This window comes from Aminobacter sp. HY435 (assembly GCF_027568395.1).
In the GTDB taxonomy this organism is placed as follows: Bacteria; Pseudomonadota; Alphaproteobacteria; order Rhizobiales; family Rhizobiaceae; genus Aminobacter.
The window spans coordinates 145561-158792 of the sequence record NZ_JANKZL010000011.1 but is presented as its reverse complement, the minus strand read 5'-3'; the positions used below and the strand labels follow the sequence as shown (position 1 = coordinate 158792).

At 67.0% G+C, this 13232-nt stretch carries 10 protein-coding genes; 2 read left to right on the top strand and 8 right to left on the bottom strand.

Going from position 1 to position 13232, the window contains the following annotated elements; genetic code table 11:
- Positions 1–243: 243 nt before the first annotated feature.
- The 6 genes from PCJ21_RS17450 to PCJ21_RS17425 all read right to left on the bottom strand — a co-directional run bounded on the left by PCJ21_RS17450 (position 244) and on the right by PCJ21_RS17425 (position 7119).
- Complete coding sequence (locus tag PCJ21_RS17450; protein ID WP_269932694.1) at positions 244–1488, bottom strand: Gfo/Idh/MocA family protein; 1245 nt, start codon at positions 1486–1488, stop codon at positions 244–246.
- Positions 1489–1525: 37 nt separating this feature from the next.
- Positions 1526–2539 carry a LacI family DNA-binding transcriptional regulator gene (locus PCJ21_RS17445; RefSeq protein WP_269932693.1) on the bottom strand — a complete coding sequence of 338 codons (1014 nt, stop codon included), beginning with the start codon at positions 2537–2539 and terminating at the stop codon, positions 1526–1528.
- Positions 2536–3528 (bottom strand): ABC transporter permease, encoded by a 993-nt coding sequence (locus PCJ21_RS17440; protein WP_269932692.1) that lies wholly within the window; start codon positions 3526–3528, stop codon positions 2536–2538. The genes PCJ21_RS17445 and PCJ21_RS17440 overlap by 4 nt, the downstream gene beginning before the upstream one ends.
- Positions 3525–4511, bottom strand: coding sequence for an ABC transporter permease (locus tag PCJ21_RS17435; RefSeq protein WP_269932691.1), 987 nt, complete (start codon positions 4509–4511; stop codon positions 3525–3527). The genes PCJ21_RS17440 and PCJ21_RS17435 overlap by 4 nt, the downstream gene beginning before the upstream one ends.
- The gene (locus tag PCJ21_RS17430) at positions 4511–6016 is read right to left on the bottom strand and encodes a sugar ABC transporter ATP-binding protein (RefSeq protein ID WP_269932690.1); all 1506 of its coding nucleotides are present in this window, start codon (positions 6014–6016) and stop codon (positions 4511–4513) included. Before PCJ21_RS17430 ends, PCJ21_RS17435 begins: the two co-directional genes overlap by 1 nt.
- A gap of 77 nt (positions 6017–6093) precedes the next feature.
- Complete coding sequence (locus PCJ21_RS17425) at positions 6094–7119, bottom strand: ABC transporter substrate-binding protein (RefSeq protein ID WP_269932689.1); 1026 nt, start codon at positions 7117–7119, stop codon at positions 6094–6096.
- A 411-nt stretch (positions 7120–7530) separates the two neighbouring features.
- On the opposite strand from PCJ21_RS17425, the gene PCJ21_RS17420 reads away from it, so the two are divergent.
- Both PCJ21_RS17420 and rpe read left to right on the top strand, forming a co-directional pair.
- Positions 7531–10014, top strand: coding sequence for an EB domain-containing protein (locus PCJ21_RS17420; RefSeq protein WP_269932688.1), 2484 nt, complete (start codon positions 7531–7533; stop codon positions 10012–10014).
- Between the two features lie 136 nt (positions 10015–10150).
- Positions 10151–10825 carry a ribulose-phosphate 3-epimerase gene (gene rpe / locus PCJ21_RS17415; protein ID WP_269932687.1) on the top strand — a complete coding sequence of 225 codons (675 nt, stop codon included), beginning with the start codon at positions 10151–10153 and terminating at the stop codon, positions 10823–10825.
- 240 nt (positions 10826–11065) lie between these two features.
- Here rpe and nagA read toward each other — a convergent pair whose 3' ends face one another.
- Both nagA and PCJ21_RS17405 read right to left on the bottom strand, forming a co-directional pair.
- Positions 11066–12223 carry an N-acetylglucosamine-6-phosphate deacetylase gene (nagA, locus tag PCJ21_RS17410; protein ID WP_269932686.1) on the bottom strand — a complete coding sequence of 386 codons (1158 nt, stop codon included), beginning with the start codon at positions 12221–12223 and terminating at the stop codon, positions 11066–11068.
- A complete protein-coding gene (locus PCJ21_RS17405) occupies positions 12220–13230 on the bottom strand; it encodes an SIS domain-containing protein (RefSeq protein WP_269932783.1) in 1011 nt (336 codons plus the stop codon). The genes nagA and PCJ21_RS17405 overlap by 4 nt, the downstream gene beginning before the upstream one ends.
- Between the last annotated feature and the right edge of the window lie 2 nt (positions 13231–13232).

Genomic DNA, 13232 nt, shown 5'->3' with positions numbered 1-13232 from the left:
TATAGCGTGCTTCGCGCGGTTTGACGACTCCGCCGACCATATCAGGGGAGCCCGCGAAAGCACCCGCCAGCGAGATGCTCAACTCCGCAGTAAAGGCGCGGGAAGTTCGAGATCGCCCGCGCGGCGCTGTCGGTGCCGCAAGCAAGCGCTTCGGCGAGCGTTCGGCCCTTGGTCAGGGGGCCAGGAACGCTGCATTGAAGGTGTCGCCGGCACCGACGCCATGGTGTCTGGGTGGCCGAAGGATCAGGCGCCGCGGCGGGCCACCAGCGGCACGTAGTGCTCCAGCTCGGGCGCTGGGAAGCTGACCGTGCCGTTCGTCTCGGCCGAGCGGTACAGCCCCATCAGGATCTCGACCACGGCGAGGCCGTCATGGAAGGTTTCCAGCGGCGTCTCGCCCTTGCGGAAGCACTCGACCATATGGCGGTTCTCGTCGGTGTAGCCATAGACGCCGGCTTCGTCTTCCAGCACCGGCATCAGGCCCTGCTCGGCGTTCTGCTTTTCGACCAGGTCCTCTCCTTCCTCGCCCTTGACCTCGCGCGACATGAAGATCTTGAGGCCGGTGTTCAGCGAGTTGAACTCCATCGCATATTCCGGGCCGAGCAACTCGAGCTGGATGCGCAGGCCCGCGCCGACATAGGCCCAGGAGGTCGTCGCCTCGATGACCAGTTCGTTGCCGTCCTCGTCCTCGAGCAGGATCGTGCCGCGGGCGAAATCCTCCGACGGGCGGTTGCGGTAGTCGACCTCGGCGCCGAAGCGCGAGCGCAGCTGGTCGGCATAGTTGGGCCGGCTCCACTTGAGCGTCGCGACGGTGCCGCTGACCTGCTTGACCGTCAGCGACTTGCGCGCGGCACCGGGCTTGGTCAGCAGGTGGCGGGCCACTTCGACGCTGTGGCACATCATGTCGGACAAGACGCCGCCGCCCTGCTTGTCGCCCTGCCAGAACCATGGCTCGTGCGGACCCGAGTGCTCTTCCGCCGCACGTGCCAGATAGGGGCGCCCGGTGGTCGAGGCGGCGCGGCGCCAGATGATGTCCTTGCCGCGGATGACCGGCGTGCAGAACACCTGGTTTTCGAGATAGCCGTGGTTGAGCCCGGCGTCCTCGGCGAGCCTTAGCATTTCGCGCGCTTCGGCGACGGTGCGGGCCAGCGGCTTCTCGCAGGCCACCGCGATGACCTTGCTGCTCCCGGTCTTCACCTGGGCATGGATGGTCTGCATCACGTCGAGGCGCGTGTAGTTGGGCGACAGGATCCAGATCGCGTCGACATTGTCGGCGTTGACGAGCGATTCCAGGCTGTCGTGGCTGGTGCAGTCGCCAAGGCCGAGCTCGGCGACGCGGGCGGCGAAGCGGGCGCGGTTCTCGGGCTTGCGGCTGAACACGCCGGTGACGTCGACATTGCGCACGCCCAGCATGCCCTTGAGGTGGAATTCCGCGATGAAGCCGCTTCCGACGAAGCCGACGCGCAGCCGCTGTTTGGGCAATCCGGTCATGTGAGGTCCCTCATTCTGAAGCCATCTTGGCTGAAAATCATTTCGGCGCGGGCGCTGTCGTGCCGCGTATCTTGAGCGTCGTTGGCAGCATGGCCGGCTTGCGCGGCGTAAGCCCGCCCGCCAGCATGTCGAGCAGCATGGTCATGGCGGCGCGGCCGATGTCGGTGCGCGGTTGGCTGACGGTGGTCAGCGGCGGATAGAAAGCCTCGCTCAGGAACAGGTCGTCGAAGCCGACGACCGACACCTCACCCGGCACGTCCACGCCGAGCCGGCGCAATTCGTGAATGACGCCGAACGCCATTTCGTCGTTGGCGACGAAGATCGCGGTGGGTGGTTGCGGCAGCTCGAACAAGGCGTGGCACAGCCTTGTGCCGGTGTGCAGCAGATAGTCACCGATCTGTTCATATCCGTCGGCGATCTCAAGGCCGGCCGCCGCCATTGCGGCGCGATAGCCGTCGCGCCGGCTGACGCTCATGATTTCGGGCACCGGCCCGGCGATATGGGCGATGCGCTTGTGGCCAAGGCCGATCAGGTGTTCGACGGCATCGCGTGCCGCCCCTTCATTGTCGACCATGACATGGGGAAAGCCGGCATTGCGGATTTCCTCCAACGCAACGACGATCGGCGCGTCGGCGACGGAGGCCAGAAAGCCTTCGCGTTCCGGCAGCTTTCCGGTCATCAGGATCATACCGTCGGCATGGCCGTCGCGCAGCATGTCGAAATATTCGATCTCGCGGTCGGAGTCGTTTTCGGTGTTACCCATCAGCACCGAGTAGCCGGCGGCGCGGGCAGTGGCTTCGACACCCTTGAGGATTTCGAGATAGAACGGGTTGCCGACGTCGCGGACGACCATCAGCACGGCCATCGCCTTCTGCGTGCGCAGGTTGCGGGCGCTGACATTGGGCCGGTAATTCATCTCACGCGCCAGGTCGCGGATGCGGCTGAGCGTCGGCTCGGCCACCAGCCCGCTGTCGGAAAGCGCGCGCGACACGGTGGCTGCCGAAACGCCAAGCCGCTCGGCGATGTCCTTGATCTTGGGCCGATCGTTCATCCGCGCATCGCCCTTCCGCGCCCGTAGAACAGCATCAACAGCAGCAGCGTCGCGCCGAACACCATCTGCCGGCCGGATTCGTCGATATGAACAGTGGTCAGGATGCCCTGCAGGATGACCAGCAGGAGCGCGCCCGCCATGGTGCCGGTGTAGCCGCCCTTGCCGCCGGACAACGGCGTGCCGCCGAAGACGACCGCGATGATCGAGGCCAGCATGTACTGCTCGCCGACATTGGCGAAGGACGAGCCGGAATAGCCGAGCAGGCAGATGCCGGTGATGGCGGCGAAGACGCCCGACAGCATGAACAGCGAGATGCGCATCGCCTTGACCGGGACGCCGGCCATGTAGGCCGCCTGCTCGTTGGAGCCGATGGCATAGATGCGGTGGCCGTAGACGGTGCGGGTCAGCATGAAGGCCATCAGAAGCCCGATCGCCACCCACAGCCAGATGATGCCGGGCAGGCCGAGCAGGAAGGGCTGGGTGACGAAGCGCGACAGGGCAGGGGCTGCGAGGCCCGAGGGAATTCCGTTGCGCACCACCACAAGCAGGCCCTGCAGCACGCCAAGCATGCCAAGTGTCATGACAAGCGGCGGGATACGCAACAAGGTCACGCCAAGGCCGTTGAACAGCCCGATCAGCGCACCGACCGCCATGCAGGCGAGCACGGCGGGAACGATGGCGCTGTCCGAGCCGCTCATGACGTTGCCGGCGACGATGGCGCTAAGCGAGATGACGCCGCCGACGGACAGGTCGATGCCCTCGCGGCCGCCGAGGATGACAAGGTTCTGGCCGGCGGCGACGATGCCGAGCAGTGCCGCGACGATCAGCAGCCTGAGGATCTGTTGCACCGATGCGAAGCCCGGCGACAGCGTCTCGCCTAGCAGCAACAGCGCCACGATCAGGATCAGGGCGACGACCAGCGGCTGCTTCAGGAATGCAAGCACCGGAGACGGCCTGGGCGCTGACGCCGATTGCGTTGTGGCGCTCATGCGCGTGCCCTCCGTCCGACGAGAACGCCGGCCATCAGCGCCACCAGGATGGCGAGGCCCTGGACGAGGTTCTGCCATTCCGAAGGCGTGCCGACGAAAAACACCAGCGAATTGATGAGGCCGATGATCAGCGCGCCGACGATCGAGCCGACAACGGTGCCGAAACCGCCCGACAGGGCGCTGCCGCCGAGGACTACGGCTGCCACCGAAAACAGGGTCATCTTGCCGCCGACCAGCGGGTCGCCGCTGGCCGTGTCGCCGGTGATGCAGAAGGCGGCGAGTGCGGCGAACAGGCCGCACAGCGCGTAGCCCTGGATGCGGATCCTCGTCACCGGCAGGCCGCTCTGGAAGGCGGCCTGTGCGTCGTCACCGACGGCGAGCAACTGGGTGGTCAGCCGCGTGCGGGCAAGAACGTAGAGCACGACGGCCAGCAGCATGGCGGCGAAATAGACGAACGGGATCTCCAGGAAGCGGCCGCCATAGGTGCGCCAGAAGGCAGCGGGCGCCGGCGTGCCGGCGACCGGCATGACATAGAGCGCCAGGCCGGTGAAGAAGATGCTGGTGGCGAAGGTGGCGACGATCGCCTGCAGCCTGAGTGCCGCCACCACGATGCCGTTGACGATGCCGCAGGCAAGCCCGGTCAAAAGCCCGACGGCGAGGGCCGCAACGACCGAGAAGCCGCTGCCGCCCATCTTTTCCATCATTACGACGATGACGACATTGACCAGCGAGACGATGGCGCCGGCGGAAAGGTCGATGTCCCCGGCATAGACGACATAGGTCTGGGCGACCGCGAGCAACATCAGCGCCAGATAGGTCTTGGTCAGCCCGGTGATGCCGACGAAGCTGATGCTGCGCGGCTGGTAGAAGCCGTTGAGCGCCAGAAGCACCAGCGCGATCAGCAGCGCCGGCAGGAACGGATAGCGCTCGACGAGCCGCTTCAGCCCGCCGGGCCTTTGGGTGGAAATGGTCGCGGCTGTCATCACGCGGCCTCGTAAGCTGCCTGGTAGAGATTGTAGCGCGTTCGGTCCGCGCCGGTGAGTTCGCGCCGCACCTGGCCGCCGTTGAAGACGAGGATGCGGTCGGCATTGTTGAGCAGCTCGGCGTCCTCGGACGAATAGAGCACGATGCCCATGCCCTCGGCGGCGAGCTTTCGGATCAGCGCGAACAGGTCCGCCTTGGCCGACAGGTCGATGCCCTTGGTCGGGTCGTCGAGCAGCAGCACGTCGGGCCGGTCGATGAGCCAGCGTGCGATAACGATCTTCTGCTGGTTGCCGCCCGACAGCGAGTTGATCGGATGCGAAAGCCCGCCGAACTTGGTGTGCAGCGCCTCGAGGGCCGGCTTGACCCGCCAGGCCAGCGTCGATGGCCGGGCAAGCTTGAGCTTCTGGCGCAGATAGTGGATCGGCGTGACGTTCTCGAGGATCGGCCGGCCGGAGATGACGCCGTCGCGGCCGCGGTCGCCGGAGACATAGGCGCAGCCGCGGCGGATGGCCTCGCGCGGATTGCTGGCGGCATAGGCCTTGCCGTCGAGCACGATCTCGCCCGAGGCAATCGGGTTGACGCCGAAGATGGCGCGCAGCACCGACGACTGGCCCTGGCCGTGCAGGCCGCCGAAGCCGAGAATTTCGCCCTTGGCGACCTCGAAGCCGACATTGGAAAAACCCTTGCCGCTGAGATTCCTGACGGACAGCACCGGCGCGCGGATGGAACTGGCGGCGGCCGGCGGGGCGGTGTTGCCGGCGGCGAGTTCGTCCTGGCCGCCGACCATCATGCGGATCACTGCTGCCGGATTGGTCTCCGATATCTTCTCGGTGCCGACGGTCTCGCCGTCGCGGATGACGGTGACGCGGTCGCCAATGGCGAAGATCTCGTCCATGCGGTGCGAGATGAAGATGACGCTGCGGCCCTGGCCCTTCAGGTCGCGCAGGATTTCAAAGAAGCGGTCGACCTGGGCCCGGTCGAGCGCCGAGGTTGGCTCGTCGAAGATGATGACCGGCGCCTCGGTTGCCAGCGCCTTCATGATCTCGACAAGCTGGCGCTGGTCGGCGCGCAGGTTCTCGACCGGTGCGTCGGCGGAAAAACCATCGCCCGACACCTTGTCGAACAGGGCGATGTAGCGGGCGGCCCGGGCCGCGAGCGCGGCGCGGTCGACGAAGCCGGTGCGCGTGGCCGGCAGGTCGGGCAGGCAGATGTTCTCGGCCACCGTGCGGTGCCCGGCCAGGCTGAGCTCCTGGTAGAAGATGCCGATGCCGTGGTCGCGCGCCGAGCGCGGCCCGGTGATGGTGACCGGCTTGCCGTCGATCAGGATCTCGCCGCCGTCGGGGCGGACGCTGCCGGCCAGGATCTTGCACAGCGTGCTCTTGCCCGAGCCGTTCGACCCGATCAGCACATGGACCTCGCCGGCGTCGATCGAAAGGTCGCCGCGGCGCAAGGCAAGGGTGGCGCCGTAAGCCTTGCTTACGCCGCGGAGCTCGATTTTGGACATGGTGGGGGCTTCCCTGGGCAACGTCGGTCCGGGGACGCGGGCTCGATGAGCGGCGCGTCCCCGGCTTGGGAGGAAGCTTACTTGAAGAGCTTCTCGGCGTCTTCGATCGAAAGCTGGCTGGTGAAGGAATAGTAGCCAGGCTTGCCGTCGACGGCCTTGGCCGCGTCAGCCAGGTTCTTGGAGTCGATGAACGGGATCGGCAGGTACATGGCGTTCTTGTACTGCCCGGCCGTTGCCGGCTCCTTCAGTTCCTTGCCCTGCAGCATCAGCACGGCGACGTTGAGCGCCGAGGCCATGACGCCGGGAGGGTTGACCGAGGCACCCGAGTTCAGCTTGTCCTTGGTCCACAGATCGATGAAGTCCTTGCGGATTTCGCCGGTGGCGGCGATCGACGACTGCTTGTTGGCGTCGATGATCGACTTCCATGCGCCGGCGGCCATGCCGTCCTGCACCCACACGCCGTTGATGTCGGGGTTGGTGGCGAGCAGGTTCTGCATGGCCTGCTGGCCCTGCGCCTGATCCCAGTTGGCGTTGACTTCGTTGACGATCTTGATGTCCGGATACTGGCCGAACACTTCCTTGTAGCCTGCGACGCGCATTTCGTTGGCCGGATGGCCGGCGACGCCGTTGATGGCGACGACATTGCCCTTGCCGCCGAGCGTCTCGGCCAGCCACTTGGCACCCGCCGCACCCCAGGCCTTCTGGTCGATGCCGACATAGGTGGCGTCGGGCGACGACACTTCGGCGTCGGTCGAGATCACCAGGATGCCGGCTTCCTTGGCCTGCGCGAAGACCGGATCGAACGCGGTCGGGCTGTTCGGGTTGATGATGATGGCGTTGACGCCCTCATTGATGAAGTTGCGGACATGCGCGATCTGGCCGGGCACGTCGACATTGGCGCTCTGCACCACGACCTCGACATTGACACCCTTGTCCTTCCAGGCCGCCGCGGCCGCCTGTGCCTCCTCGATCATCTGCGTGCGCCATTCAGAGCCGACCCAGCCGTTGGACAGACCGATCTTGTAGTCGGCGGCCTGGGTCGAAAACGCCGACACGGCCAGCGCCGCGACGGTGGTCAGCGCCAATGCTGCAAATTTCTTCATGAATTCCTCCCGATGCAAAACTGCTGCAAAACATCATAGGCAGATTATGTAATCGATTTCAATCGTCATTTTCCGCGCTTTTTGAGTCAGGATCGCTGCCGTTTTCAGGCAAACCAGGAAAAATGCCGGACTGCTGAACCTTTTCCGCGCCCACGACACTCAAGCAGGCGTCGCATGTTGCGCCGTGAAGCCGTTGGGAGTGCCATGAGAACTGCAATTTCGCGCGGCGCGATCCGGGCGCTTGCCGCCGGTCGCGTTGCGTTGACCCGGCCGGAGGCCCGACATATCGTTGCGGAGAGGGGCAATCGCGAGGCTGCCGCGGAAGGACATGCCCGTTGGCCACGCCCTGCCCTGGCCGGCGAGACGGCAATTCCTTCCATGGGATCGGGCCATGAGAACGGGAGGCGTTTGATGCAGCGCTGTCGTGACGGTGGTGGGCGCGTGCTTCTTGCCGTTGTTGCGCCATCGCAGCAGTGGCTTCATGCGCTCGCCGCCTCCGTGCTCGTGACCTTGATGGCGTTGGCGACGCAGGCCTCGGCGCAGGACAGGAGCATCATCCGCCCCGGCTCAGCGGCGGTGTCAGCATTCTCCGGCACGGCAAAAGGCGCTGCCGCGGAGCCCGGAGAAACTATCGACCTCGACGGCGCCAGCCTCCGCATCTTCGACCTGTCGTCGCTCGACGGTCCGGCAGCGGGAAAACCGGTCGAGGCGCGCCAGCCGTTCGAGGTACTCGCCGCACAGATCGGGCAGGTCTTCGGTCTGGCCTATGACGACGGCTTGCGCGACGATGCGCCCTCCGGCACGCCAAACCTCTACGCCGGCGCAACTTCTCTGCACGGCATCCGCGTCGTCGTGCCCGGCGCTGATGGCGTGGCGCAAGCCTTGCAGCGCGGCGCTCCCGGCGCGGCCTTCATGCCCGGCCAGTTCGGTGAAGAGGCCGGCGGCGGCCCCGGCGCCATCTGGCGAATCGACGGGATTTCGGGAGCGGTTTCCAAATTTGCCGAGATACCCAACAGCGGCCCCGGCGTCGCCGACATCGCCTTCGACAAGGCGCATCGGCAGTTCTTCGCCTCCGACCTCGATAGCGGCCTGATCCATCGCGTCGACGCTTCGGGCCGCCTCGTCGACAGTTTCGACCATGGCGTTGCCGCACGGCCGAAAGCCGGTCTCGCGGAGGTCAAGGACGACGGCAAGACGATGGACATTTCCGCCGCCGGCTTCGACAGCGACAATCCGAACAGTTGGGGCTACACCCAGGATGCGCGTCGCGTCTGGGCGCTCGCCGTTCATGGCGAGCGGCTCTATTACGCGGTCGGCGACAAGGCCGACATCTGGTCGGTCGGCATCGAAGCACCGGGCGCGCTTGGCGGCGCCGCGCGCCGCGAACTGGAGATCGGCGCCGAAAGCCCCGTCACCGACATGGTCTTTGACACAAGTGGCGGCATGTATCTTTCGAGCATGGCCCGCAGCGGCGCGGCGGCGGGCAGGGCGGAAGTGCTGCACTTTGGCCGCGATACGGCGACTCGCGGCTGGAAACGGCTGCCGGCGGTCGTGGCCGAGGGCAGGTCCGGCGGCGGCATCGACCTGCATTACGGTTATGACGGCAGCGGCAGGATCGACCCGGAAGCCTGCACGGCGACTTTGATCGCGACCGGCGATGCGGCTGACGCCGGGGCATTGCTGCTGCTTATGCCGGCCAAGCCGGGGCAGGCTTCCACGCCAGCACGCATCGCGATCGGCAAGGGCACGGCAGGCATGGGCGCAACGGGCACGGCAGCGGACGCCGCGCCGCTGGCCGACGTCGAGCTGTGGCGCCCTTGCGGCCGCCAGGCGGTTGCCGCCGCAAGCGCCGTCAGGGCCAAGGTCGAGGCCGCTGCGCCCGGCATCAGCGGCGCGCCGGCCGGTGGCACTGTCGTATCGGCTGGTTCCGCTGCCGGGTCCGCGACGCCTGCGTTGCTCAACATCCGCCAGACCGGGGACGCGACCTGCCGCGCCGGCCAGCCCTGTACCTTCGAGATCACCATCGAAAACCCGTCCGCGATGCCCTTTGACGGCCCCGTCCGGCTTGCCGACGCCATCGGCGTCGACGGCCTCGGCCGCCTCGCCGGCGTCGAAGTCACCGGGATCGATCCGCCGCTGGCCTGTCCGCCGGGTGCGTTGCCGCTGTCCTGCGTCGCCGGAGTCAGTCTCGCCGGCGGCGCGAGCCAGTCGCACAAGATGAAGGTGGTCATCCCGACCGGCGGCGGCCTTGCCGGCGTCACCGCGCCCGTCATGGCGCAGAACTGCTTTGCCGCCGTGCCGCCGGACCACCAGGTCAGCGGCCTGAACGGCGGCGGCGGCCCCGGCGGTTCCAGTGGCGGCGGGCCGTTCGCCTGCCACCGCTTCACCATCAGCTTCCCGCAGGGCGGCGGCTGCACGCTGCTGCCCGGGCAGGTCAAGACCAAGGACGGACGTTGCGTCTGCCGCAAGGGTTCGTCGCTGGCCAACGGCAAATGCGTGGCCGCGCGGCAGCCGGCCTGCAAGGTCTCCGGCCAGGTGCGCGGCAAGAACGGCGTCTGCGCCTGCCCGCGCGGCACCCAGTCGGTCAATGGCGTTTGCCGCAAGCCGCCGCGCGGCTGCCCGGCCGGCACGACGGCGGTGCGTGGCCGCTGCGTTCCCAACACCGGCAATGGCGGCTGCATCGCCGGCGAGCTGTTCGTCAACGGCCAGTGCATGATCGTCGAAGGCTGCCCGAGCGGCACGGTCGGCAAGTTCCCCAACTGCCGCCCGGCGCGCCGTACATTTCACCAGCCCTCCAACGGCAGCGATCGCCCTGACTCGCCCGGTCGCCAGGGCGGCGGCCGCGACCCGACCGGCGGCGGCGGCAGCACGCCGGGCGGCCCGAACGGGCCATAGCGGCGAGCTCTGCGCGCCGCCTGCCGACAGTGGGATTTCACCGATGCTGCGGCGATGTGCCGGGATTCTCGGCTCGACAAGGGCTGCGGCTGATATTAGGCAGTCCCCAACATCGCCCTTCCGGAAAGGCCTGAACGTGAGCCACAAAACCCTGATCGCCCCGTCGGTGCTGTCGTCCGATTTCTCCAAGCTCGGCGACGAGGTCGAGGCGATCGTCGCCGCCGGCGCCGACTGGATCCATCTCGACGTCATGGACGGTCATTTCGTCCCCAACATCACCTTCGGCCCGCCGGTCATCAAGGCGATCCGCAACCGCACCGACAAGGTGTTCGACTGCCATCTGATGATCGCGCCGACCGATCCTTATCTGGCGGCCTTCGCTGACGCCGGTTGCGACATCATCACGGTTCACGCCGAGGCCGGCCCGCATCTCGACCGCTCGCTGCAGACGATCCGCAATCTCGGCAAGAAGGCCGGCGTGTCGCTCAATCCGTCGACGCCTGAATCGGTGATCGAATATGTGCTCGACCGCCTCGACCTGGTGCTCTTGATGACGGTCAATCCGGGCTTCGGCGGCCAGGCCTTCATTCCGGCGGTCATCGACAAGGTCAAACGCGTCAAGGCGATGATCGGCAACCGCCCGATCGACATCGAGATCGACGGCGGCGTGACACCGGAGACCGCGCCGCTGGTCACCGCCGCCGGCGCCAATGTGCTGGTCGCCGGCAACGCCGTGTTCAAGGGTGGGCCTGCGGCCTATGCCGCAAACATCGAGGCGATCCGGGCCGCCGCCGACAAGGCTGCGATCTGAGCTAGAGAATTTGCCCCTCACCCTTACCCTCTCCCCGTGAAAGACGGGGAGAGGGGGGCGTCAACGTAGCCGCTCGTTCCTTCTCCCCGTCATTACGGGGAGAAGGTGCCGGCAGGCGGATGAGGGGCAGCTCCAACGTTGGATCAGGTCGGCTTCCTCGCCCCCACGCAGTGGGGGAGAGGTGGCACGGCGAAGCCGTGACAGTGAGGGGGCTTTTGCGGAGACTTGCCCCGCGGCCGCCTAAGCGGAAAACACCTTCTTGCCGTCGATCCAGGTGCCCGACACGTCGAGGTCGTCGGTCAACTGCACGGCGTTGGCCACATAACCCCTGGCAAGCCGGCCGAGACGCCCGTCCTGCTTGACGGCCTGGGCCGGATAGAGCGAGGCCATGCGAATGGCTTCGTCGAGCTCGAAACCCATTTTTTCGTGCATGAAGCGCACCGCCGAGATCATGTCGAGATCGGCGCCGGCAAGCGTGCCGTTCTCCAGCGTCAGGCGGCCGTTCTCGCGCTTGATCGTCCGGCCATTGAGCGTGAACGACTTGAGGTCGGTGCCGATGGTCGCCATCGCGTCGCTGACCAGGAAGATGCGCGCCGGACCGGTCTTGGCCTTGAGCGCGATCTGCATCGTCGCCGGATCGACATGGAAGCCATCGGCGATGAGTCCGGCCCAGAGGGCGCCGCTGTCGACCGCGGCGCCGGCCAGGCCCGGTTCACGATTGCCGATCTGGCTCATCGCGTTGAACAGGTGCGTCGCCATCGAGGCGCCTACCTCGGCGTATTCCCTGGCCGTGCGATAGCTGGTGTCGGTGTGACCGAGGCTGACGACGATGCCGGCATCGGCCAGCGCCTTGACCTGCTCTGCCTTGACCGACTCCGGCGCGACGGTGGTCAGCAGCACCGGCATCGACGGACGCGCTGCGATGAGCGCTGCCTCGTCGTCGGCGTCCATCGGGCGGATCAGCTGCGGATCGTGGGCGCCCTTGCGGGCGAGCGAAAGATGCGGCCCTTCGAGATGCAGGCCGAGGAAACCCGGCATCCTGCGGCTGTATGCTTCCGCGCCAGCCGCCATGGTGGCGCGGGTGATCTCGCGGGTGTCGGTGATCAGCGTCGGCAGCACCGCCGTCGTGCCGAAAGGCATCTGCGCCCGGCAGATCACCTCCAGCGTGTCGACGTCGGGCTTGTCGTTGAGCATCAGCCCGCCGCCGCCATTGACCTGCAGGTCGATGAAGCCGGGCACCAGCATCGCGCCGCCATCGCGGACGGTTGCACCGGAGGGAATGTCGCGCCGCGCGACGATGCCCTCGACCAGCCCGTCGGCGACCTGAAGTGCGGCATCCTCGTGCCAGGCGTCACCGTCGAAGATGCGCCCGGCAGTTATGGCTAGACGTTCGCTCATATCGTTTCGGTCACTTTCCGCAGGTTTGGCGGGCTGTCGGGGTTGAGGCCACGGTGGCGGGCGAAGGCCTCGACGAAACCGTAGAACGAGGCGATCAGCATCAGCGGATCGGTCAGCGGGTGGCCGGTGGCGACATGCGGCAGAACCTTGGCCTTCCTGGCCAGCGACGAGGTGATGTGGATCGCGGCACCGCGGTCGGCGAGTCCGTCGGCAGCTTCGGCAATGGACGGCTCGGAAGCATCGCGCGCCGCCAGCGCCAGCACCGGGAAGCCGGGCCGGACGAGCGCCAGCGGGCCGTGCATGACCTCGGCTGCGCTGTAGGACTCGGCATGCATGGCGCAGGTTTCCTTGAACTTCAGCGCCGCCTCGTTGGCGATGGCATACGATGGGCCGCGGCCGAGGATGAACAGCGAATTGCCGTCGGTCAGCTCGCCGGCTATGCCCATCCAGTCGCAGTCGACGGCCTTGGCGAAGTGCTCGGGCAGCGCCTTGAGCGCGGCCAAAAGCTTGTCGTCGCCGGTCCAGTGGGCGAGCACGGCGAGGCCGGCGACCGCCGAATTGACGAAGGTCTTGGTCGCGGCGACGCTCTTTTCGACCCCGGCGCGGATATCGATGGCGTGGTCGGAGGCTTCCGCCAGCGGCGAGCCGGCGGTGTTGGTCAGCGCGATCGTCAGTGCGCCGCCGGCGCGGGCACCCTCGGCCATGGCGACGATGTCGGGGCTCTTGCCCGACTGCGAGATGGCCAGGCAGGCGGAATCGGCGAGCTTCAGCCTGGCGCCATAGATCGACGAGATCGACGGGCCGATGGAGGCGACCGGCAGGCCGGCGTTGAGCTCGATGGCGTATTTGAGGAAAGAGGCGGCGTGGTCGGAGGAGCCGCGGGCGACGGTGGTGACGAAGCGTGGGTTGGCGCGCTTGAGGTGTTCGCCCGTCTCGGCGAGTTCCTTGGCCGAACCTTCCAGCAGGCGAGTTGTCGCCTCGGGGATTTCGGCGATTTCGCGCCGCATAT

Excerpts from the sequence above, each read along its gene's own strand:
- PCJ21_RS17405 (WP_269932783.1), bottom strand. The coding sequence starts at position 13,230 with ATGCGGCGCGAAATCGCCGAAATCCCCGAGGCGACAACTCGCCTGCTG.
- nagA (WP_269932686.1), bottom strand. The coding sequence starts at position 12,223 with ATGAGCGAACGTCTAGCCATAACTGCCGGGCGCATCTTCGACGGTGAC.
- PCJ21_RS17430 (WP_269932690.1), bottom strand. The coding sequence starts at position 6,016 with ATGTCCAAAATCGAGCTCCGCGGCGTAAGCAAGGCTTACGGCGCCACC.
- PCJ21_RS17425 (WP_269932689.1), bottom strand. The coding sequence starts at position 7,119 with ATGAAGAAATTTGCAGCATTGGCGCTGACCACCGTCGCGGCGCTGGCC.
- PCJ21_RS17450 (WP_269932694.1), bottom strand. The coding sequence starts at position 1,488 with ATGACCGGATTGCCCAAACAGCGGCTGCGCGTCGGCTTCGTCGGAAGC.
- PCJ21_RS17435 (WP_269932691.1), bottom strand. The coding sequence starts at position 4,511 with ATGACAGCCGCGACCATTTCCACCCAAAGGCCCGGCGGGCTGAAGCGG.
- PCJ21_RS17420 (WP_269932688.1), top strand. The coding sequence starts at position 7,531 with ATGCAGCGCTGTCGTGACGGTGGTGGGCGCGTGCTTCTTGCCGTTGTT.
- PCJ21_RS17440 (WP_269932692.1), bottom strand. The coding sequence starts at position 3,528 with ATGAGCGCCACAACGCAATCGGCGTCAGCGCCCAGGCCGTCTCCGGTG.
- PCJ21_RS17445 (WP_269932693.1), bottom strand. The coding sequence starts at position 2,539 with ATGAACGATCGGCCCAAGATCAAGGACATCGCCGAGCGGCTTGGCGTT.